Raw genomic sequence first — 21,663 nt, 5'->3', positions numbered from 1 at the left:
TGGGGGCAGCGGGCGTTGATGGTGGCAGCCGCCGCTCCTGTGACGGAGAGACCGACATTGCGGTGCGAGATGCCGACCGCCGAATGCAGCGCTTTGACGCTGGCGCAGTCGGCAAGCGGGTCGCGACCGCCCTCGTCGATGACGAGCCATTCGTCCGGCCCGAGCCACAGCGCCGATCGCTTGCCTTTGCTGGCCGAGTTTTTGGGCGCGGTGGGCAGCGTCAGGCCGAGCGCCTTCGACAATGCGCCAAGCGAAGCGGCGGGCGCACGCAGCGAGATGCGGTCGGCGGGTTGCAGCACCGCCAGCCTGACATCCCTGGCGCCGAATTCGCGGCCGACCAAAGCCGGCGCGCGCGCGGCGATCTTCGATACTGCGTCAGCCATTGAGGCGGCCTCCCTTCTCGTCGAAGAACACTGGCGAGCAGACCTCGACCTCGATGACGCCGCTCGGCATCGGCACATGCAGCGTCTTGCCCATCATGGCGCGTCCATCGGCGACAACCGCCATGGCAATGGAGCGGCCACAATTTTCCGACCAGTAGCTGGAGGTGACGTGGCCGATCATCTTCATCGGCACCGGCTGTTTCGGATCCGCAACGATCTGGGCGCCCTCTTCGAGTACAGTCTTCGGGTCCTTTGTCTTCAGGCCGACCAACTGCTTTCTGCCCGCCGCAACGAGATCCGGGCGCGTCAGACCGCGAATGCCGACGAAGTCCGTCTTCTTCTTGCCGATCGCCCAGTCGAGTCCGGCGTCGTTCGGGGTCACGGTCCCATCCGTGTCCTGACCAACGATGATGTAGCCCTTTTCAGCGCGCAACACATGCATCGTTTCGGTGCCGTAAGCACAGGCGCCGTGCTTCTGGCCTTCGGCCCAGAGCGCTTCCCAGACGGCCTGTCCGTAGTCAGCCGGCACGTTGACCTCGAAGCCGCGGTCGCCGGTGAACGACATGCGGAACAGCCTGGTCGGCACGCCGCAAATCGTTCCTTCGCGCACAGACATATGCGGCATCGCCTCATCGGACATGTCGATGCCCTCGACCAGCGGCTCGATGATCTTACGGGAGTTCGGCCCCTGCACCGCGATCACCGCCCACTGCTCGGAGATCGAGGTAAGCCAGACATTGAGGTGCGGGAATTCGGTCTGGAGGTAGTCCTCCATATGGTTCATGACGCGGGCCGCACCGCCGGTTGTCGTGGTGACATGAAAGCGGTCGGGCGCCAAGCGGCCGACCACGCCGTCATCATAGATAAAGCCGTCCTCGCGCAGCATGATGCCGTAGCGGCAGCGGCCGGCATCGAGCTTCTCCCAAGGGTTGGTGTAGAGCAGTTCCATGAACTTCGCCGCGTCCGGCCCGACCACCTCGATCTTGCCGAGGGTGGAGGCGTCGAACAGGCCGGCGGACTTGCGCACGGTCACGCATTCGCGGTTGACGGCGGCGTGCATGTCTTCGCCGGCCTTCGGGAAGTACCAGGCGCGCTTCCACTGGCCGACATCCTCGAACACCGCGCCGTGGGCTTCCGCCCAGGCGTGCGTCGCGGTCTTGCGGGTTGGATCGAACAGCGCGCCACGGCCGTGATTGACGATGGCGCCGAAGGTGACCGGCGTGTAGGGCGCGCGGAAGGTGGTGAGCCCGACTTCCGGGATTTCCTTGCCCAGCGTCTCGGCGGCGATGGCCAACCCGTGCATATTGGAGGTCTTGCCCTGGTCGGTCGCCATGCCGGTAGTGGTGAAGCGCTTGACGTGCTCGATCGAGCGCATGCCTTCCTTGACGGCGAGGCGGATGTCCTTGGCGGTGACGTCGTTCTGGAAATCGACGAAGGCCTTTACGATCATGTCCGCACCTGCGCCGGGCGCAGCGCCGAGCATGTTGCCGGCAAAGCTTTCGGTGCTCGCGGCCTTCGGCCTGACGGATTTGACGGCTTTGCCGCCGAATTCCCTCGCAGCCTTCTCGCCGGCCGCATAGGCCTCGTCGACCGCCGCCGTGACATCGTCCGTGCCGTTGCAGGCGCCGACAGAGACGCAATCCTGTGCGTAGGTTCCGGGCAGGAAGCGTTTCGTGGCGTCGTCGAAGGCGACCTTGCCGCGCGACTGCGAGAACAGGTGCACCGACGGTGTCCAGCCCGACGACATCAGGATGGCGTCGACCGGAATGGTGCGCTCGCCGCCACCGGCCTTCGGCTGGATTGTCATCGAGGAGACGCGCAGTTTGCCGCCCGCCCTGATGACGGCGCGGCCGTGATTGACTTCGATGCCGAGCGCCCTCGCCTCGTCGACCGCCGGACTGGACGGGTTGTCGCGCAAATCGACGATCGCAGCGATGTTGATGCCGGCCTTCTTCAGGTCGATGGCTGCAGCATAGGCGGTATCGTTGGCGGTGTAGACGCCGACATTGCGGCCGACGGCGACGCCGTAGTGGTTGAGGTAGGTGCGCGCCGCCGAGGCGAGCATCACGCCCGGCCGGTCATTGTCGGCGAACACCATGTGGCGCTCTATCGAGCCGGTGGCGAGGATGACACGCCGGGCGCGGACCTGCCAGAGACGCTCGCGCGGCAGCCCGTCGCCGGGCCTGGCGAGGTGATCGCTGACGCGCTCGACAAGGCCGACGAAATTCTGCGCGTAGTAGCCGAAGGCCGTGGTGCGCGGCAGCACGCGGACATTGTCCATTGCCGCGAGCTTCGCAACGCTCGCCTGCGCCCAGGCCCAGCCATTCGCGCCGTCGACCGAAGCGCCTGCCTCGAAGCGCAGGCTCCCGCCGAATTCGGCCTGCTCATCGCAGAGGATGACGCGCACGCCGGTTTCAGCGGCGGCCAATGCCGCGGCGATACCAGCCGCACCGCCGCCAAGCACCAGCACGTCGCAATGGGCAAAGCGCGAGGCATAATGATCGGGATCGGGCTGGTCGGGCGCGACGCCGAGGCCGGCCGCGGCGCGGATGCGCGGCTCGTAAAGCGCCTTCCAGGCGGCCTTCGGCCACATGAAGGTCTTGTAGTAGAAGCCGGCCGAGAACATGCCGCCGGCGCGGTCGGATGCCGCGCCTACGTCGAAGGCGAGCGAGGGCCAGCGGTTCTGCGAGTGCGCGGTCAGCCCGTCATAGAGCTCCTGCACGGTGGCGCGGACATTGGGCGTCTTGCGGGCGGCGTCGCGCTCGATCTGGACTAGCGCGTTGGGCTCTTCCGCGCCTGCCGAAAGAATGCCGCGCGGACGGTGGTATTTGAACGAGCGGCCGACGAGGTGTACGCCATTGGCGAGTAGCGCCGAGGCCAGCGTATCGCCCTCGACGCCAGCGAAGGAGCGGCCGTCGAAGGAGAAGCGCGCAGTCTTTGTCTGCGGCAGCCGGCCATGGCCGGAGATGCGGTAAGTGGCCGCCATCACGCCTCCCCCTTCTTTGTCGTCTTTCGCTTTGCCGCCGGCTTCTTCACGTTGAGCTGGTCGGGCGGCCGGTTGGCCCAAGCCGCCGGTCCGCTTTCGGCGATCGCGGTGAGGTCGGGCTTCGGCTCGCCGGCCTTGTAGGTAAGGATGAACTTGTCGCTGACTGTATCGCGCGCGGCGTTGAAGAACCGCGCGCAGCCATGCATGTGCCGCCAGCGCTCGAAGATGATGCCCTTCGGATTCGAGCGGATGAAGAAGAACTTTTCAAAGTCCTCGTCGCTCTCCGCGGCGATGTTCGACGGACGGGCGACATGCGCCTCGCCGGCGTTGCGGAATTCGAGTTCCGGACGCGCTTCCTCGCAATAGGGGCAGCGGATCAACAGCATGATTTTCTCTCGGGATCAGTGCGCGACGGCGGCGGCCGCCGCTTCGTCGATCAAACGGCCGGTGCGGAAGCGCTCGATGGTGAAGGGCGCGTTGATCGGGTGCGGCTCGTCGCGAGCGATGGTGTGGGCGAAGACATTGCCGGAGCCCGGCGTCGCCTTGAAGCCGCCCGTGCCCCAGCCGCAATTGACGTAGAGCCCCTTGACCGGCGTCTTGGCGAGAATCGGCGAGCGGTCGGGCGTCACGTCGACGATGCCGCCCCAGGAGCGCAGCATCTTCATGCGCGTGAACATCGGGAACATCTCGCAGATGGCGTCGAGCGTGTGGTTGAGGATGTGGAGCCCACCGGTCTGGGAATAGGAAATATACTGGTCGGTGCCCGCCCCGATGACCAGTTCGCCCTTGTCCGACTGCGAGATATAGGCGTGGACAGTGTTGGACATGACCACACAGGGGAACACCGGCTTGACCGGCTCCGACACCAGCGCCTGCAGCGGGTAGCTTTCGAGCGGCATCCTGACGCCGGCCATGTCCATGATGACCGAGGAATGGCCCGCAGCGACCACGCCAACCTTCTTAGCTCCGATGAAACCCTTGCTGGTCTCGACGCCGGTGACCTGGCCGCCCGCGGCGCGCTTGACGCCGGTGACCTCGCAGTTCTGGATGATGTGGACGCCGCGCGCCGAAGCCGCGCGGGCATAGCCCCACGCCACCGCGTCATGGCGCGCCGTGCCGCCGCGACGCTGCAGCGACGCGCCGACCACGGGGTAACGGGCGTCGCGTGACGTGTTGAGCGGCGGACAGAACTCCTTCGCCTCTTCCGGCGTCAGCCACTCATTGTCGATGCCGTTCAGCCGGTTGGCGTGGACGTGGCGCTTGAGCACCTGGATGTCGTGTACGTTGTGCGCCAGCATCATGACGCCGCGCGCTGAATACATGACGTTGTAGTTGAGATCCTGGGAGAGGCCGTCCCACAGCTTCAGGGCGTGGTCGTATATGCCGGCCGATTCGTCGTAGAGATAGTTGGAGCGGATGATGGTGGTGTTGCGCCCGGTGTTGCCGCCGCCTAACCAGCCCTTTTCCAGCACCGCGACATTGGTGATGCCGTGCTCCTTGGCGAGGTAGTAGGCAGTCGCCAGCCCATGGCCGCCGGCGCCGACGATGATCACGTCATATTCGGCCTTCGGCTCGGGCGAGGACCACTGCTCTTCCCAGCCCTTGTTGCCGCGCATCGCCTCGCGGGCAATCGCAAATACCGAATATTTCCGCATGGGCGCTGGCCTCGTGGATGTCGGAAGCTTGTCGTCTCAAATCAGAGGGCGAGGCATACCACTAGCGAAAAGCCGATGTCACCTTTGCGCTGTTTGCGACGGCGATTGCCGTTTTGCGCCGGACGAGACGGCTCTCCAGATCGGCTTTGGCGTCGCCGGGGAGCCGAATTTTGACCAAAGGCTTGCACAAGATGCAACTTCGATATATCTAAGTTGCATCTTAACATATCGAAAGGCATTCGAATGAACCCCTTCAGACATTGCGGCCACAGCCGCCACAACTGGAAGTCCCGAGGGCCGCACGGCCATTTCGCCGAACGCGCCGAGCACCGCCATGGCGGCGGACGCGGCGGGCGGCGACGCATCTTCGACCAGGGCGACCTCCGCCTTGTCGTGCTGCAGCTGATTTCGGAAAAGCCGCGCCACGGCTACGACATCATCCGCGCCATCGAGGAAAAGGTCGGCGGCGCCTACAGCCCGAGCCCCGGCGTCGTCTATCCGACACTGACCCTGCTCGAAGATATCGGCCATGTCCGCGTGACGACCGACGAGAGCGCCAGAAAACTCCACGAGATCACGCCGGAAGGGACCGAGTTTCTAGAGCGGAACCGAGAGTCCGTCGATGCGATCTTCGCGCGGATGGCGGGTATCCAACAGGCACAGGGCCAGAGCGCGATGCCGCAGATCGTCCGCGCGACCGAGAATTTCAACCTGGCGCTCAGGATGAGGCTCAGCCGCCAGCCATTGACCAACGAGCAGGCCAACGCCATCGCCGCGATCATCGACCAGGCGGCGACGGCGGTCGAGCAGAGCTGACTTCCCCGCGATAGCGGGCCGGCTTCGTCGGTCCGCTGGACAAGGCGTTTGCCAACGCTCGGCTTCCATTAGCGAGCGAATCTCGACTTCCGCATGTATCGGGTGGTTCGTCCCTGGCCGATTTGCGACCACCGTCGTCGATGCCGGCAATCGCCGGTGGGAAATCGGAAGGACTGACAAGGTGTTTTCACTCGTGAACAAGGTCGCGATCGTCACCGGGGCAAGCTCCGGCATCGGGCGCGCCACGGCAATCCTGTTTGCCGAACAGGGGGCGCGCGTCGTCATCGCCGCGCGCCGGCAGGCCGAGCTCGATACGCTGGCAGGCGAAATCGCAGAGGCCGGCGGCGAGGCTCTCGCCCTTGCCGGCGATGTGAGGGATGAGGCCTATGCTCGGGCGCTGGTCGAACTGGCGGTGAAGAAATTCGGTGGGCTCGACATCGCCTTCAACAATGCCGGCATCGTCGGCAATGCGGGTTCGGTGCCGGACATGGCGCTGGAAAGCTGGCGCGAAACGCTCGACACGAATCTGACCAGCGCATTCCTCGGCGCGAAATACCAGGTTCCGGCGATGATCGATCGCGGCGGCGGTTCGCTGATCTTTACCTCGACCTTCGTCGGCCACACTGTCGGCTTTCCCGGCATGGCGGCCTACGCGGCGAGCAAGGCAGGGCTGATCGGCCTGACGCAGGTGCTCGCCGCCGAATACGGAGCCAAGGGCGTTCGCGTCAATGCGTTGCTGCCGGGCGGCACCGACACGCCGGCGAGCATCACCAACGCGCCGGGCGCGGGACCCGAAGTGCTGGCCTTCGTGGAAGGGCTGCACGCGCTGAAGCGCATCGCCAAACCGGAGGAGATCGCCCGTTCGGCGCTTTATCTTGCTTCGGAGGCCTCAGCCTTCACCACCGGCGCGGCGCTGTTGGCCGACGGCGGCGTCTCGATCAATCGCACATAAGCAACCGCCAGGCGCGTGCGCTGAAATGTCTGTTATTGCGGCAGCGGCGACTACCGCGCAGCAAGCGCTGCGGGAGATCGGGAATGCGAGGCTGGCGGCCGGATAGGGCCAGCCGCCAGCCGGCTGGTGCCCTTTTGGATCGGATCTGGATCCCCCCAAAAGCCCATGCGGGAGAACTCTTATCATATTACCTTCGGCTGAACACCTTTGTTCCAGGCGTTCTTCACAGTGCGGAAAGAATGCCGCAGCAACCGCGGCGTTGCCATGGATTGCTGCAAGGCCTACATTGATCCGATCCGGTCGGGCAAATGTCGCAATCGCTGGCTTGCCTCTCGACATTCCCCGCTGATTCTGCTAACAGCCAGCACAATTCGCGGTGGTGACCGCCGCGAGGGCATAGCGCTATTGGCCTTTGCCCTTTGATTTTAAACCGAAAGACAGGATTGCCCGTGCAGGTACTCGTCCGCGACAACAATGTTGACCAGGCGCTTCGCGCTCTCAAGAAAAAGATGCAGCGCGAAGGCATCTTCCGCGAAATGAAGATGCGCGGACACTATGAGAAGCCTTCCGAGAAGCGCGCCCGCGAAAAGGCCGAAGCCGTTCGCCGTGCCCGCAAGCTGGCCCGCAAGCGCGCGCAGCGCGAAGGTCTTCTGCCGATGACGCCGCGCCCGGCTGCCGCCGCTGGCGCCGGAGCTCCGCGCACGCCGCGCTGATCCCGCCAATATTTCGTCCTTTTCAAAGGATACCGGAGGTGGGGCGATGGTGAGTCGCCACCACCTTTTCTTTTACCGGCAGCCTGAGGAAGCATCATCGATGAACGCATTGCCCCGCAACCGCAAACTCTCGGCGCGCGGCATCGCAATGCTTGCGGCCATGATTTCCGGCGTTGCGCTGGCTGGCTGCACAACCACCCCGACCGGCGAACTCACCACCATCGAAGTGGCGCAGGGCTCGGACGAGAACATCTCGTCGCTGACGGCCGTCATCGAGCGCAATCCCAGCGATCCGGAAGCCTACAATGTGCGCGGATCGGCCTATGGCCGCGGCGGCAAGTATCAGGAGGCGCTGAGGGATTTCGACAAGGCGCTGCAACTGCGCCCGAACTTCTACCAGGCCTATGCCAACCGTGCGTTGATCCACCGCTTCCTCGGTGACCAGGCGAGCGCGCTCGCCGACTACAACCGCTCGATCCAGCTCAACCCCAGCTACGACGCAGCCTATATCGGCCGCGGCAATCTCTACCGCAAGGCGGGCCGTGTGCAGGAAGCCTTCAGCGACTTCCAGCGGGCCATCCAGCTCGACACCACTGACCCGCGCGCCTATCACAATCGCGGCCTGATCTATCAATCGCAGGGCCAGCACGCCTTCGCGATCGAGGATTTCTCGACCGCGATCTCGCTCGCTCCCGACGCCGCCGAGCCCTATAACGGCCGTGGCCTCTCCTACATCGCCACCAACGACGAGGAAAACGCCTTCGCCGACTTCAACATGGCCATCAAGCTCGACGGCAAGATCGCTGAGAGCTGGGCTAACCAGGCGCTGATCTACGAGCGCCGCGGCGACAAGCAGAGAGCCGCCAAATCCTACGCCCGCGCGGCCCAGTTGGACCCCAACTACAAGCCCGCCGTCGAAGGCCTGGCCCGCACCCGCGCCGGTTGAACCCGCCCGGCTGCCCGCCGGAACCATGTCTGTCTCCGCCAGTTATTGGCAGTACGGGATACGCAGGAGACGTCAGGTGAAACAATCGTACATTGCCGCCGCGGCAGCAGCCGCGCTTTCGGCTTTCGCCTTCTCCGCACACGCGCAGCAGGCCGGCGTGGAACTCGGGCTGCTGGATTGCCAGGTGGAAGGCGGGACCGGCTTTATCATCGGCTCGACCAAGGACGTGAAATGCACCTTTGCGCCAGTTGACAAGTCGTTCGCCCCCGAACCCTATTTCGGCGTGATCAGGAAGGTCGGCCTCGATGTCGGCACGACCGGGACCACCTACATCCAGTGGGTGGTGCTGGCCCCCAGCGCCAATGTCTATGCGCCGGGCGCGCTTGCCGGCGATTATGTCGGGGTAAGTGCGGAGGCCTCGGCCGCTGTCGGAGTGGGCGCGAACCTGCTCGTCGGCGGCTCGAACCAGACGTTTACGCTGCAGCCGCTTAGCGTGCAGGCGCAGACCGGCGTGAATATCGCGCTCGGCGTCACCGACTTCCAGCTGCGCAGCGTCGCCAACTGACGGCGCGGCTGCAAATGTTCGACCATATCGGCTTTCGGGTTCGCGATCTCGAAGCCGCGCGGCGTTTCTATGACGCCGTCGCGGACGCGCTCGGGCTGGCGACGGCCTACAACACCGACACCTCGTTCCTGCTCGGCCGCAGCGCCGCCGAACCGATGCCGTTTCTCTGGATCGGCACCGATCAGCCCGCCTTCTGGTCGGAAGGGCCCACGTTTTCGCCCAGCCCCATCCACATCGCGTTCCAGGCCAAAGACCGCGCCGCGGTCGACGCATTCTACCGGGCGGCGTTGGCCAATGGCGGAACCGACAATGGCGCGCCGGGCCCGCGCGGGCCGGCGGAGATGAAATACTACGGGGCCTATGTGCTCGATCCCGATGGCAACAACATCGAGGCGGGTTTTCGCGAAGGTTGAAGCGGTAGGGATTGAGGCGCTTCTGGCCTCACCGCTTCCGCTTGCTGGACTGGACAGGCCGCCTTATCCATGACCGCCACGAGGCGGCCATGACTTACACCGAGGCGGAAAGAGTGGACTGGCGGGCGCTGTGGGCGAGCGGCGATCTGGCGCGCTTCTGCTTCATCAGCCTCGGCATCCTGCTGCACGCCACCAACGAGACCATGGTCGCAACGGTCATGCCGGCCATGGTCGGCGACCTGTCCGGTGTGGAACTGGTCGGCTGGTCGCTCGCCGTATACGAAATCGGCGCGATCACCGCCGGGGCTGCGGCTGGCCGGATGGTCAGCTACGTGCCGCTTCGCACCAATATGATGGCCGCCGCCCTGCTCTATGCGGCCGGCGCACTGATCTGCGCGATGGCGCCCTCCATGCCGGTTTTCCTGGCCGGCCGTGTGGTCGAGGGGCTTGGCGGCGGTGCGCTGGTGTCGCTGGCCTTCGTGTCCGTTGAGCGGCTGTTTCGTCGCAATATCTGGCCGCAACTCTTCGGCGTGATGTCAGCAATCTGGGGTGTCGCCGCCTTCTCCGGTCCGCTGATCGGCGCGCTGCTCTCGCAGTATTTCTCCTGGCGCTGGGCCTTCGGTCTGTTTGTCTTCGGCGGCCTGGCGATGGCCATTGCCTGTTACGCCGTGCTGCGCAGCCCGGAGGCGACGACGCGCAAGGCGACCGGAACCGGACTGCCGCCGTTCCCCTTCGCCGCGCTTGCATGCCTTGCTGCAAGCGTGCTCCTGATCGCGCTTGCAGGCGTCGACATCGAGATGCTGCGCTCGTCGCTTTTCCTGGCCTCGGGACTCGCCGGACTTGCGCTGTTTTTCCTGCTCGACGCGAGGAAGCCGCGCTCGCGGCTGTTTCCGACGCGACCGTTCGATCCGCGCTCGGCCGTCGGCAGTGGCATGATCATGGTGTTCGCATTCTCGGTCGCCACCTGCTCCTTCGCCCTTTACGGCCCGCTGATCCTGACAACTCTGCATGACATTCCGCTGCTGACGACGGGCTATATCATCGCCGCCGAATCGATCTCCTGGTCGATCCTGTCGATACTGGTCGCCAACGCGCCGCCGCGCAGCGAGCGGACGATCATCATCATTGGCGCGCTGATGATCGCGGCCGGAATAGCCGGCTTCGCCCATGCCGTGCCGCTCGGATCGGTGCCATTGATCCTGTTCTGCGCCGTGCTGCAGGGCGGCGGCTTCGGCATCGCCTGGCCGTTCGTCACGCGCGTGATCGTGGCGACGGCCGACCCGACCGAAAGCACGGTGGCGTCATCGGGCGTGCCGACCATGCAGCGCATCGGCTATGCGGTCGGCGCGGCCATGACCGGCATCATCGCCAACGCGGTCGGTTTTTCAGAAGGGCTCAGCGCTGAAACATCCGCCGGTGTGGCGTCCTGGATCTTCCTGGCGTTCCTGCCGCTGGGGCTAATCGGCTGCCTGGCGGCGGTGAAGTTGACCCGCCATTCGCGGGCTCTGCCAGCCTAGCCCAGCAGACTGGATCTACGCCCTGCCCGGCCGCCAGCCGAGGCGCGATTCGATGCGGCGCGCGCTGGCTTTCACCAGCGCGATCAGGTCGGGATCCTTCTGTTTGACCTTGATGTCGGGAACCACGATCGAGATGGTGGCGCGGCATGCGCCCTGTGTGTCGCGGATTGGCGCGGCGATGCAGGCAACCGAAAAATCGGATTCGCCCGCCTGAATCGACAGCCCCTGCTCCAGCGCCGCTACAGAACTTGCCGCCAGCACATTGACGTCGATCTCGGCGCGGCCGGTCGGCGATGCCGTGGCGCAGCGCTCGAACAACACGCGCCGCTCCGCCTCTGGCAGGTGACCGACCAGAAGCCGCCCGGACGCGGTCCAGTTCAGCGGGCTGCGGGTACCGACACGCGAAGTGACTTGGAAATGATCGGAACCTTCGGCCATGGCCAGCACCACCATGTGGTCGGCGTCACGGCCGCAGATCTGGATCGTCTCGCCGGAAGCGGCGGCGAGTTCGTGCATCTCCTCGGTCGCTATGGTGAGAAGATCGAGGCTGCGCGCATAGGTGAGGCCGTAGTGGTATAGGCGCGGGCCGAGCCAGATCAGGCCGTTCTCCTGGCGTCCGAGCAGGTCCTTTTCGACCAGATCGTCGACGATGACATAGATGGTCGAAAGCGGCGCGCCGATATGGCGGGCTATTTCATAGGCGGTGGCCGGCCGCTCGACCTTCTGCAGGAAATCGAGGATCTGCAGCGCGCGGTCGATGCCGCTGGTGCGCGAACGGCGCACCTCGGCGATGGTTGTATCGGCGGGTTTCACATTGAGATCGGTCATTTTCCGCCGGCTGCTCGCAGGATTGATGTTCAAGGCACATTAGGATGTTTCCGCCCGCGCGGGAACGGCGATCAGTCCGGCCATTTCAGGATCGCCGCTTCCTGGCGAAGCAGGCGTTCGGTGAACGGCGTGATGATTACTTCGTTGGACATGCGGGCTTTTTCCAGTTCCTCCGTGAGGCGCGCGACGACCTTGTGCTCCTCGCCCGGATGCAGATTGCACGGGTCGAGATAGAAATAGCCGTGTTCGACCTCATGGTCGCGCACGATCACCGGCGGATCGCCGGCTGCGAGACGGTCAGCGAGATCCCAGGCGCTGATGCGCGCCTCCGCTGGATCGACGCGGAGCTTCAAGCGGTCGAGCGGGTTGTTGGTCGGGTCGGGCACGATTTCCGCGATGACGCCCGGCTTGCCAGCGAGCGCTTCCACCCAGCAGTCGAGGGCGCGGCGCTCGCGCGCGCGGATGCCTTCGTGGTCGCGCGACTTCCAGGCGCTCAGCGCAGCGAGCGCGCCGACAATGCCTTCCTTGCCGACCTTCATGCCGCGGCCGATGCCGCGATTCTGGAGGTAGACACCGCGCACGAAAGCCTTTGACCCGGCGACAATGCCGGAGGTCGGGCCGCCGAGGAACTTGTGGCCGGAGTAGAGGACGAGGTCTGCGCCATCGGCGAGAAAGCCGGCGAGGTCGTATTCGGAGGCCGCGTCGACGATGACCGGGACGCCGCGCTCATGCGCAATTTCGGCAAAAATCTTCAGCGGGATCTGGGCATAGTCCACGACATGATGCGAGACGACGTAGACGGCGGCGGCGGTGCGCTCGTTGATGGCGCCGCGCAGATGATAGGCCGACGCGCTGGTCGCCTGCCCGACCGGCACCACCTTGGCGCCGGTCAGGCGAATCGCCTGCTCCACCGGAGCGCCATAGCTGATCATGTGACCGGACTGGATAACGACTTCGTTCTTCAGACCGGTCGTGTCCGGCAGCCGCTCAATGGCGGCAAGGTCGGAGCTGGTCATCGAGGCTGCGACGGCCAGGCTGATTGCGGCCGAGCAGGAGGCGGTGACGAAGCCCGCCTCCGCGCCGGTGAGCTCGGCAATGACCTGGCTGGCGCGGCGATGGAGGTCGCCCATCTCGACGAATTCGGTGAGAATGGCTGAAACCGCCTCGACCGCCTCCGGGACGACGATGGAGGCGCCGAGCGAGGTCATGGTGCCGGAAACATTGATGACCGGGCGAAGGCCAAGATCGGCGCGGATGTCTTTGGTCGGCATTCTGTCAGGGCTCCAGGAGTGCATGAAAGGGTCGGCGCGGCATCAATCCACCGCGACGATGGCTTCGATCTCGACGGTGATGCGGCCGGGCAGCGAGCCGTGGCCGACGGCCGAGCGCGCATGGATGCCCCTGTCTCCGAACACCGCTATGAGGAGATCGGAACAGCCGTTGATGACCGAGGGATGATCTGCGAAATCGGGCGCGGCGTTGACCATACCGAACAGTTTTACCACGCGGCGAACGCGGGAAAGGTCGCCCAGCGCCTCGTGCATGACCGCGATGAGGTTGATGCCGGTGAGCCGCGCATGGGCGTACGCCGCCTCGGCCGAAACCTCCGCGCCGACCTTGCCGGTATGCAGGGAGCCGTCGGCCTCGCTCGGCCCCTGCCCCGAAAGGTAGAGGAGGTTGCCCTCAAGCACATGCGTGACGAAATTGGCGATCGGCGGCGGCGCGTCGGGCAGCGTGATCCCGAGCGCCTTGAGCCGGTCGTACGGCGTGGTTTCCGGACGCTTCAGAAGCTCGGAAAAGGTCATGCAAACTCCATTCAGGATGCGTTTTCGTTGTGGCGGATGCAGGCCACGAACTGGCCTCCGCCGACCGCCTCGACCGGCGGGATGGTTTCGGCGCAGGCCGGGAGAGCGAGCGGGCAGCGGGTACGGAAGACGCAGCCCGAAGGCGGGTCGATCGGGCTTGGAATATCGCCGTGCAGCGCGACATGCGTGCGCCGCCGGGTCGGGTCGGGTATGGGCGCAGTGGCCAGCAGCGCTTTCGTGTAGGGGTGGCGCGGCGCGGCGTAGACGCGGCGGCTCGGGCCCCGCTCCATGACCCGGCCGAGATACATCACCACCACCTCGTCGCAGAGGTATTCGACCACCGAGAGATCGTGGGCGATGAACAGCATCGTGAGACCGAGGCTCTTCTGCAGTTCGCTCAAGAGGTTGAGCACCTGCGCCTGGACCGAGACGTCGAGCGCCGAAACGGGCTCGTCCGCGACGATGAATTCCGGCTCGACGGCGAGAGCGCGAGCGATGCCGATGCGCTGGCGCTGGCCGCCAGAAAATTCATGCGGAAAGCGTGTCGCATGATCCGGCGAGAGACCAACCAGCGTCAGCAACTCGGCGACCCGCTCCGCCCGCTTCCTGCCGCGCGGAAAACCGCGCGCGTCAAGCGCCTCGCCGATGATCGCGGCAATCCTCATGCGCGGATTGAGGCTGGAGAACGGATCCTGGAAAACGATCTGCAGCCGCCGGCGGTAGGGACGCATCTCGCGCGGCGTGAGCGAAAACAGGTCGACGCCGTCGAAGACCGCCTTACCGGCGCTCGGTTCGACCAGCCGCAGGATCGAGCGGCCGGCAGTGGTCTTGCCCGAGCCGGATTCGCCGACCAGCCCGACCGTCGCGCCCTTGCGCACCTCGAAGCTGACATCCTCGACGGCATGCACGATGCGGCCGCCGCGCCCCGGGAAATGCTTGGTCAGGCCTTCGACGCTGAGCAGCACAGGCTGCTCGGCGGATGCCGGCTGGTTCTGGTCGGGCAAGCGTTGGGCGGCGGCGCTCATAGCTCGGCGCTCCTGATGCAGCGCGAAAAGCCCACGCCCGCTGAGACCAGCGGCGGCGGCGCTTCGCGGCAGGCTTTCAGCGCGAATTTGCAGCGCGGCTCGAAGGCGCAGCCCGGCGGCAAAGCAGTGATTGGCGGCACGCTGCCCGGGATCGAATAAAGCGCCTGACGCTCGCCGTCCGGGCTGATGTCGCGCGTGGCGTTCGGCGTGCAGGCGAGCAGGCCCTTGGTGTAGGGATGGCGCTGATGCGCGAACAGATCGTTGACCGGCGCCTGCTCGACGACGCGGCCGCCATACATGACCACGACGTTGTGCGCGATTTCGGCGACGACGCCGAGATTGTGGGTGATGAACAGGATCGACATGCCGAACTGCTCCTGCAGCCGGCGCAGAAGATCGAGGATCTGCGCCTGGATGGTCACGTCGAGCGCCGTGGTCGGCTCGTCGGCGATCAGCAGCGACGGACCGCAGGCAAGCGCCATGGCGATCATGACGCGCTGGCGCATGCCGCCCGACATCTGGTGCGGGTAGTCGTCAAGGCGCGAGGCGGCATCCGGGATTTCGACCAGCCTCAGCATTTCGAGCGCCCGGCTGCGCGCCTCGCTGCGGCTGACCGGTTCGTGCAGCGCGATCATCTCGCCGATCTGGTCGCCGACCGTGTAGAGCGGGTTCAGGCTGGTCATCGGCTCCTGGAAGATCATGGCGATCTCCCGGCCGCGGATTTTGCGGAAGTCCTTCGGGCCGAAGGCGGCGAGGTCGTGGACCCGCTCCTTGCGATCGCGAAACAGGATGCTGCCGCCAGCTATCGCACCCGGCCGCGACAGCAGGCCCATGATCGACAGGCTGGTGACCGACTTGCCCGAGCCGGATTCGCCGACCACGGCCAGCGTCTCGCCGCGCTTCAGATCGAAGGTGACGCCGTCGACCGCCTTGGCCGTCATGCGGTGGGTGACGAACCAGGTCTTCAGGTCGCGGACCGAAAGGATCGTGTCGGCGTCGAGTGTCATGACTTCCACCCGCAATGCGGGCAGGCATGCCCGCCGGCCGAGCCTTCCGCCGGAACGTGCCGATGGGCAGTGACAGGTTCCGCGCCGATAACGGCGTAGCGCGGTTCGAAGAGCCGGGTGAGCCTGCTGGTCGCGCCTTGCGAATCCTTAACCGTCAGGTCGGAATCGACCACATCGAACAGCGTGAACTCGGCAGGCTTGCCAACCTCCAGCAGATTTTCCGCAGGCAGGCGGATGGCGCGGCGGGGCGCGGTGGTCGAGGCCGCCACGACATCGTCGAGCTTCATGCCGAGCGACAGCAGCTTGGACATGGTGGTCGCCATGTCCCAGACCGAGCCGTCGAGCGAACGGTTGTGCAGGTCGGTCGAAATGGTCTGCGGCTTCAGTCCGCGCGACAAAGCCGCCTTGGCCACGTCGAAGGAGAAGGACGCGCCGCCATGGCCGACATCGAGCACGATGCCGCGCGCCGCCGCCTGCTCGGCGAGCCGGTAGAGATCCTCGTCCTCGAGGATCGAGCCGCCGGCCTTGCCATTGAAGCAGTGGGTGACGATGTCGCCCTCAGTCAACACGCCGAGCACGTCATCATAGAGCGGCGGCGGCTCGCCGACATGCACCATCAGCGGCAGCTTCAGGATGCGGCAGAGTTTTTTCGCGAGCTTGACCGGCGCGAGATCCCAACCGCCGGTGATGACCGCGCTGGCCCTGACCTTGAGCCCGACGATGACATCCCGGTTGGCCTCGACCGCGGCGATGGTGCGGTCGATGTCGATCGAGCGCATGTCGATGAGTTCGCTGACCCGGTTGCAGGCGACGAGACCGATCGAGCCAAGATTGAGGAAGGCGTAGATGTTCTCGCGGGCGGGCTCGATGATGAATTCGCGCAGGCCGTGGAAATTGGCCTCGCCGGCTGAACCGGCATCGACCATGGTGGTGACGCCGCGCGCCGCGCCGCACTGCTCCGGCTTCAGCGAGATATCGGTGCCGCCATACCAGACATGCACATGAAGGTCGGTCCAGCCCGGCGAGACGAAAGCGCCTTTCGCCTCGACGACGCGGACATCGCCGCCGGCTTCGATCCGCTGCGAGACTTCGGCGATGCGGTCGTCTTTGCCGATCATGATGTCGATCGGCGCGTCGGACGTGGACTTGTCGCCAAAGCCGAGCGGCTTTGCTCCCTTAAGAAGCAGAGGCTGGGCGGCGGGTGCGAAACGATTGCCGATCATGGGTCAGATGTCCTTCGCAAGTCGCGGGTCGAGGAGGTCGCGCAGGCCGTCGCCCACAAGCTGCAGCGACAGAACGGTGAGCACGATCGCCGCGCCCGGAAAGAACATCATCCAGCTCGCCTGGTCCATGTACTGGCGGCCGACACTGATCATCGTGCCCCAGGTCGGCGTGTCCGGCGATATGCCGACGCCGAGGAACGACAGGCCAGCTTCGGCCAGGATCGCATTGGCGAAGATGAAGGTCCCCTGCACCAGGAGCGGCGAAGTGACGTTGCGCAGCACGTGACGCAACAGGATGACCGGCGTCGGCACGCCGAGCGCCCTCGCAGCCTCAACATAGGGCAACTCCCGGATGACCAGCGTGGAAGCGCGGATGACGCGCGCCAGCCTCGGCGCATAGACGATGCCGAGCGCGATGACGACATTGGTTGCCGACGCGCCGAGCGCCGCGACCAGCGCGATGGCCAGGAGGATGTCGGGAAACGCCATCATCGCGTCGATGAGGCGCGAGACCGGCTGGTCGAGCCTGCGGAAGAAGCCGGCGGTCAGGCCGAGCACGATGCCGATGATCGACGAGAAAACGACAACCGCGAAGCCCACCGTGAGCGAGGTCCGGCCGGCATAGAGCATGCGGGTGAAGATGTCGCGGCCGAGATCGTCGGTGCCGAACAGATGCGCCATTTCCGGTCCGTGCAGGCGGCTGGCGATAGAAAGCTTCGACGGCGAATAGGGCGCAATGAACGGCGCGAGCAACGCAGCAGCGGCGATGATCGCCAGGATGATTATGCCGATAAGCGAGGTGCGCCGCCCGACCAGCCGCGACAGGATGTTCGGCTCGCTCTGGAGCGCTGGAGCAATCGCGGCCATCAGTAACGCACCCGCGGATCGATCAGGAGATAAAGCATGTCGATGCCGAAATTGACGAGCACGTAGAGGCCGGCGATGACCAGCAGCGCGCCCTGGATGACCGGGTAGTCGCGCCTGAGCACCGCCGAGACCACGAGGTTGCCGACGCCGGGCAGGCCGAAAACAGTCTCGGTGACGACGGCGCCGGAGATCAGCAGCGCGGCGGTCAAGCCGATCACGGTGAGGATCGGGATCAGCGCGTTCTTCAGCGCATGCTTCAGCACCACACGCCACTCGCCCATGCCCTTGGAGCGCGCGGTGCGCACATAGTCATCATTGAGCACGTCGAGCATGGAGGCGCGGGTGAAGCGGGTGATGAGGGCCGAACTGACCAGGCCGAGCGCGAAGGCAGGCAGCACGAGATAGTGCAGGCGCTCGAAGAGCGGCGTGCCCGGACCGCCATAGCCAGAGGTGGCGAACCAGCCGAGATGCACGGCGAAGAACTGGATGAACAGCAGGCCGAGCCAGAAGCTCGGCACGCTGGCGGCGAACATTGCGAGGGCGGTTGCCGCCTGGTCGAACATCGAGCCGCGCCAATAGGCCGACAATATGCCGACCGGCAGCGCGATAGCGGTGGCGATCAGCAGCGAGAAAATTGTGAGGAAGAAGGTCGGTTCGGCGCGGTCCATCAGCGCCTGGGTGACCGGCTGGCCGAGGAAGATCGACTGGCCGAAATCGGCGCGCAGCACGCCCGCGACATAGTTTGCGAACTGCTCGAGGATTGTGCCGTTCAGCCCCAGCTTCTCGCGCAATTGCTCGATGTCTTCGGCAGAGGCGTCGGGACCGAGCATGACCGCCGCCGGATCGCCCGGCGTGACGCGGACGATGACGAACACGACGGTGACGACCAGCGCCATCACGACGAGCATGCCAAACAGTCGGTTGAGGGCTGCACGCAACATGGATGCTTGCTCTGGTTGATCGGGGCGGATGCGGAGCGCCGGACTTCTGGTCCGCCGCCCCGCTCTCTTCCGCGCAGTGTGGGAGGATGCGCGGACGTGTGGAAGAGCTATTTCTTCTCGAAATAGGCATTCCAGAAATAGGGCCACGGAGCAGGAGGCACGCCTTCGAGATCCGGAGACTGCGCGGCCAGCGCGTTGAAGTTGCCGACCTTGTAGATCGGAGCCTCGTCGTAGATCACCTTCTGCACGTCTTCATAAAGCTTAGCGCGCTTGGCCTGGTCACTCTCGTTGTTGAAGGCCTCGACCGCCTTGTGCTTGGCATCCGTCGCCCACCAGCCGGGCGTCGTGTCCGACATGAAGCCGTTGAGCGACGGCTCGGGCAGGAACGGGCTGTGGGTGATGTAGATGTCCCACAGCGCCGGGTCGGCGCGGTTCTTGGTCAGCGTCGCCCACTCGACCACGTCGAGCTGTACCTTGAAGCCGGCCTGTTCGAGATACGCCTGAGCCACCTGCGCCATCTTGTAGTGGAACTCGTATTGGCGGCTGGTCAGGATGCGCAGCGGCTTTGAGCCGTCATAGCCGGCCTCCTTGAGCAGGGCGGCTGCGACTTCCGTGTCGCCGGCCGGCTTGTAGGGCTCGGTTCCGGCCTCGGTATGCCAGGCATAGCTTTCCGGATACATGGCGCCGTCGACGCTGAAAAAGTCGGTCGAGCCGAATGCGGCGAGCAGCATGTCCTCCGGCGCGAGCGCGGCCTGGATGGCCTTGCGGACGCGGATGTCGGAGTTCAGCCCCTCCTTGGTGTTCATGACGAAGACCGGCCAGCCGAACGGCTTCAAAAGGATCGCCTCGGTCTTGCCGCCGGAGACGCGCTCGAAGGATTCGACCGGAAGCTGATCGACGTAGGCGAACTGGCCGGCGACCGCGCCTTCGACGCGAGTGTTGGGATCGGGAACCGGCACGAAGCGGATCTCGTCGAGATACTGCTTGCGCGCGCCGCCATAGCCGTCGGGCTCGCCGTCGCGCGAGACATAGCCGTCGAAGCGCACCAGCTGAATGAACTGGTCGGGCTTGCGCTCCTTGAGCATATAGGGGCCGGTGCCGACGAAGGTCGCCAGCGGCTCCTCGGCCGCATTGGCGGCGGGAACGATGATCGCGGCGGCGTTGTTGAGCGACAGCAGCGCGAGCAGTGGCGCGAACGGCTTGCTGAGCGTGATCTTGACAGCGCTGTCGTCGACGGCCTCGATGCCGGTGATGGTCTCGGCGGCCTGCTTGCCGCGGGTTGCGATCTTCATCCAGCGCTGCAGCGAGGCGACGACATCGGCGGAGGTCATGGGATTGCCGTCGTGGAACTTGACGCCGGCGCGCAACGGGATCGTGTAGGTCAGCCCGTCGGCCGAAATCTGCGGCATGTCGGCCGCCAGAAGCGGGGTGACGCCCCATTTGGCGTCGAATGTGTAGAGCGTCTCGAACATGTGCTGGGTGATGATGCCGACAAGGTCGGCCGTCGACGCCATGGGGTCCAGCGTCGGCGGTTCGCCGATGGTGGCGACGTCGATCACTCCGCCTTTGGCGGGTTCGGCTATTGCCAGGCTCGTGGCCGACCACAGTACGGCGGTGAGCGAGGCGAATACTTGCACGATGCGCTTCATTCGTTCCTCTCTTCTATTCCATTTTTATGGAATGTATATCTTAGTTACGGATTAACTTTGCATCGAACTGTTCCCGCGTCAAGCGCATGCCGAATCGCAGGGAATGGCGCACCCGCGCGCTGTTCGCGCTGGACGCGGCCGCCGCCAAAGGGTTATCCAGCAGTGATGCAGCCCAGAAACGACGCAAGTGACGACAGCGGCTCGGCCTTCGACCGGTTCCGCGGCGCGTTGCGCGTTCTTTATCACGGCAGTTCACCGGCGGCGCTCCGCTTTCAGATGGCGGTGATCCTGGTCGATCTCGCCATCATCGCCTTCTTCATCGCCTCGCCAGTGCTGAGAGGTCAGCCGTCATTCCTGTGGGTGGATTATTCGGTGGCGGCGCTGCTGGCCGGCGACATCGTCATGCGTGGCCTGGCGTCGTCGGACGCGCTGCGCTGGCTGCGGCAGTCGACCGTATTTGTCGACATCTTCATCCTCGTCACGCTGCTCATGCCTTATACGCTTGCCAATCTCGGCTTCCTGCGAATCCTGCGCCTGTGGTCGCTGTCGCGCAGCGGCATGTTGTGGAAGCCGCTGCGGCGCGCGGGCTACGCGACATGGCGCGACGCCGCCCACGCGGCCGTCAACATCCTGACCTTCCTGTTCGTGGTCACCGGTTTCGTCTACACCTTCTTCTTCCGCGAGGGCTCCGGCATCGAAGGCTATGTCGACGCGCTGTATTTCACCGTGGCGACGGTGACCACGACGGGCTTCGGCGATATCGTGCTGCCCGGCCCATGGGGCAAGCTGACCTCGATCGCGACGATGATCATCGGCATATCGCTGTTCGTGCGTCTGGCGCAGGCGATGTTCCGTCCGAGAAAGGTGTTCTTTCCTTGCCCGGTCTGCGGGCTGCAGAGACACGACGTCGACGCCGTGCACTGCAAGGCATGCGGAACGGCGCTGAAGATCCCCGACCCGGGAGATTGAGAGCGAAGCGGCTGGAGCAATTCCAGGAAAAGTGGAAGCCGCCAGATCGGTTCAGCGCTTTCTGTGGAGCGGTGAACCGATCTAAGGCGCCGGCTGTCAGTGGTCCATCGCCTTGACGATCTCTTCGGTCATCTTCTTGGCGTCGCCTAGCAGCATCATTGTGCCGTCCTTGTAGAACAGCGTGTTGTCGATGCCGGCATAGCCGGAGCCGAGGGAGCGCTTGACGAACAGGCAGGTGCGCGCCTTGTCGACGTCGAGGATCGGCATGCCGTAGATCGGCGAGTTCTTGTCATCACGCGCGGACGGGTTGGTGACGTCGTTGGCGCCGATGACATAGGCGACATCGGCCTGCGCGAACTCGGAGTTGATGTCCTCGAGCTCGAACACCTCGTCATAGGGCACG

22 protein-coding genes are annotated in these 21,663 nt (G+C 65.1%); 8 read left to right on the top strand and 14 right to left on the bottom strand.

Annotation, left to right across the window (positions count from 1 at the left end; genetic code table 11):
• The 4 genes from MAXJ12_RS07910 to MAXJ12_RS07895 form a co-directional block, all read right to left on the bottom strand.
• Positions 1-383: sarcosine oxidase subunit gamma family protein (locus MAXJ12_RS07910; RefSeq protein ID WP_008835280.1), on the bottom strand; the 383-nt coding region annotated here is incomplete at its 3' end.
• Positions 376-3,369 (bottom strand): sarcosine oxidase subunit alpha, encoded by a 2,994-nt coding sequence (locus tag MAXJ12_RS07905; protein ID WP_008835279.1) that lies wholly within the window; start codon positions 3,367-3,369, stop codon positions 376-378. The genes MAXJ12_RS07905 and MAXJ12_RS07910, both read right to left, overlap by 8 nt.
• Entirely contained in the window at positions 3,369-3,755 is a 387-nt protein-coding gene (locus tag MAXJ12_RS07900; RefSeq protein ID WP_008835278.1) for a sarcosine oxidase subunit delta, read from the bottom strand. Before MAXJ12_RS07900 ends, MAXJ12_RS07905 begins: the two co-directional genes overlap by 1 nt.
• Positions 3,756-3,770: 15 nt before the next feature.
• A complete protein-coding gene (locus tag MAXJ12_RS07895; protein ID WP_008835277.1) occupies positions 3,771-5,024 on the bottom strand; it encodes a sarcosine oxidase subunit beta in 1,254 nt (417 codons plus the stop codon).
• Between the two features lie 243 nt (positions 5,025-5,267).
• Here MAXJ12_RS07895 and MAXJ12_RS07890 point away from each other — a divergent pair, with 243 nt between their 5' ends.
• The 7 genes from MAXJ12_RS07890 (at position 5,268) to MAXJ12_RS07860 (ending at position 10,946) form a co-directional block, all read left to right on the top strand.
• Entirely contained in the window at positions 5,268-5,840 is a 573-nt protein-coding gene (locus MAXJ12_RS07890; RefSeq protein WP_008835275.1) for a PadR family transcriptional regulator, read from the top strand.
• Between the two features lie 181 nt (positions 5,841-6,021).
• A complete protein-coding gene (locus MAXJ12_RS07885; protein WP_008835274.1) occupies positions 6,022-6,792 on the top strand; it encodes an SDR family oxidoreductase in 771 nt (256 codons plus the stop codon).
• A 449-nt stretch (positions 6,793-7,241) separates the two neighbouring features.
• Positions 7,242-7,505, top strand: coding sequence for a 30S ribosomal protein S21 (gene rpsU, locus MAXJ12_RS07880; RefSeq protein WP_040585386.1), 264 nt, complete (start codon positions 7,242-7,244; stop codon positions 7,503-7,505).
• A 100-nt stretch (positions 7,506-7,605) separates the two neighbouring features.
• Positions 7,606-8,451 carry a tetratricopeptide repeat protein gene (locus MAXJ12_RS07875; RefSeq protein ID WP_008835272.1) on the top strand — a complete coding sequence of 282 codons (846 nt, stop codon included), beginning with the start codon at positions 7,606-7,608 and terminating at the stop codon, positions 8,449-8,451.
• A 76-nt stretch (positions 8,452-8,527) separates the two neighbouring features.
• Positions 8,528-9,016, top strand: a complete 489-nt coding sequence (locus MAXJ12_RS07870) for a DUF992 domain-containing protein (RefSeq protein WP_008835271.1) — start codon at positions 8,528-8,530, stop codon at positions 9,014-9,016.
• A gap of 14 nt (positions 9,017-9,030) precedes the next feature.
• Positions 9,031-9,429, top strand: a complete 399-nt coding sequence (locus MAXJ12_RS07865) for a VOC family protein (protein WP_008835270.1) — start codon at positions 9,031-9,033, stop codon at positions 9,427-9,429.
• Positions 9,430-9,518: 89 nt separating this feature from the next.
• Positions 9,519-10,946, top strand: a complete 1,428-nt coding sequence (locus MAXJ12_RS07860) for an MFS transporter (protein WP_040585383.1) — start codon at positions 9,519-9,521, stop codon at positions 10,944-10,946.
• Between the two features lie 15 nt (positions 10,947-10,961).
• Here the strand turns inward: MAXJ12_RS07860 and MAXJ12_RS07855 are convergent, their stop codons facing one another.
• The 9 genes from MAXJ12_RS07855 to MAXJ12_RS07815 form a co-directional block, all read right to left on the bottom strand.
• Positions 10,962-11,774 carry an IclR family transcriptional regulator gene (locus MAXJ12_RS07855; RefSeq protein WP_040585381.1) on the bottom strand — a complete coding sequence of 271 codons (813 nt, stop codon included), beginning with the start codon at positions 11,772-11,774 and terminating at the stop codon, positions 10,962-10,964.
• A gap of 71 nt (positions 11,775-11,845) precedes the next feature.
• Positions 11,846-13,045 carry an aminotransferase class V-fold PLP-dependent enzyme gene (locus MAXJ12_RS07850; RefSeq protein WP_008835267.1) on the bottom strand — a complete coding sequence of 400 codons (1,200 nt, stop codon included), beginning with the start codon at positions 13,043-13,045 and terminating at the stop codon, positions 11,846-11,848.
• 42 nt (positions 13,046-13,087) lie between these two features.
• Positions 13,088-13,579 (bottom strand): RidA family protein, encoded by a 492-nt coding sequence (locus tag MAXJ12_RS07845; RefSeq protein ID WP_008835266.1) that lies wholly within the window; start codon positions 13,577-13,579, stop codon positions 13,088-13,090.
• 11 nt (positions 13,580-13,590) lie between these two features.
• On the bottom strand, positions 13,591-14,604 hold the full coding sequence (locus MAXJ12_RS07840) for an ABC transporter ATP-binding protein (protein WP_008835265.1): 1,014 nt from the start codon (positions 14,602-14,604) through the stop codon (positions 13,591-13,593).
• On the bottom strand, positions 14,601-15,611 hold the full coding sequence (locus MAXJ12_RS07835; RefSeq protein WP_008835264.1) for an ABC transporter ATP-binding protein: 1,011 nt from the start codon (positions 15,609-15,611) through the stop codon (positions 14,601-14,603). Before MAXJ12_RS07835 ends, MAXJ12_RS07840 begins: the two co-directional genes overlap by 4 nt.
• The gene (locus MAXJ12_RS07830) at positions 15,608-16,834 is read right to left on the bottom strand and encodes an amidohydrolase/deacetylase family metallohydrolase (protein ID WP_008835263.1); all 1,227 of its coding nucleotides are present in this window, start codon (positions 16,832-16,834) and stop codon (positions 15,608-15,610) included. Before MAXJ12_RS07830 ends, MAXJ12_RS07835 begins: the two co-directional genes overlap by 4 nt.
• Before the next feature lie 3 nt (positions 16,835-16,837).
• Positions 16,838-17,701, bottom strand: coding sequence for an ABC transporter permease (locus MAXJ12_RS07825; protein WP_008835262.1), 864 nt, complete (start codon positions 17,699-17,701; stop codon positions 16,838-16,840).
• Positions 17,701-18,642: an ABC transporter permease gene (locus MAXJ12_RS07820; RefSeq protein WP_008835261.1), complete on the bottom strand. Its 942-nt coding sequence runs from the start codon at positions 18,640-18,642 to the stop codon at positions 17,701-17,703. Before MAXJ12_RS07820 ends, MAXJ12_RS07825 begins: the two co-directional genes overlap by 1 nt.
• A 107-nt stretch (positions 18,643-18,749) precedes the next feature.
• Entirely contained in the window at positions 18,750-20,291 is a 1,542-nt protein-coding gene (locus MAXJ12_RS07815) for an ABC transporter substrate-binding protein (RefSeq protein WP_008835260.1), read from the bottom strand.
• 165 nt (positions 20,292-20,456) lie between these two features.
• On the opposite strand from MAXJ12_RS07815, the gene MAXJ12_RS07810 reads away from it, so the two are divergent.
• Positions 20,457-21,260: a potassium channel family protein gene (locus MAXJ12_RS07810; protein WP_008835259.1), complete on the top strand. Its 804-nt coding sequence runs from the start codon at positions 20,457-20,459 to the stop codon at positions 21,258-21,260.
• Between the two features lie 96 nt (positions 21,261-21,356).
• Here MAXJ12_RS07810 and MAXJ12_RS07805 read toward each other — a convergent pair.
• A partial coding sequence (locus tag MAXJ12_RS07805; RefSeq protein ID WP_040585375.1) for an NAD(P)(+) transhydrogenase (Re/Si-specific) subunit beta occupies positions 21,357-21,663 on the bottom strand: 307 nt, incomplete at its 5' end.

This window comes from Mesorhizobium alhagi CCNWXJ12-2 (genome assembly GCF_000236565.1).
In the GTDB taxonomy this organism is placed as follows: Bacteria; Pseudomonadota; Alphaproteobacteria; order Rhizobiales; family Rhizobiaceae; genus Allomesorhizobium; species Allomesorhizobium alhagi.
The sequence above is the reverse complement of the archived record's forward strand: the minus strand, read 5'-3'. Positions and strand labels throughout refer to the sequence as shown.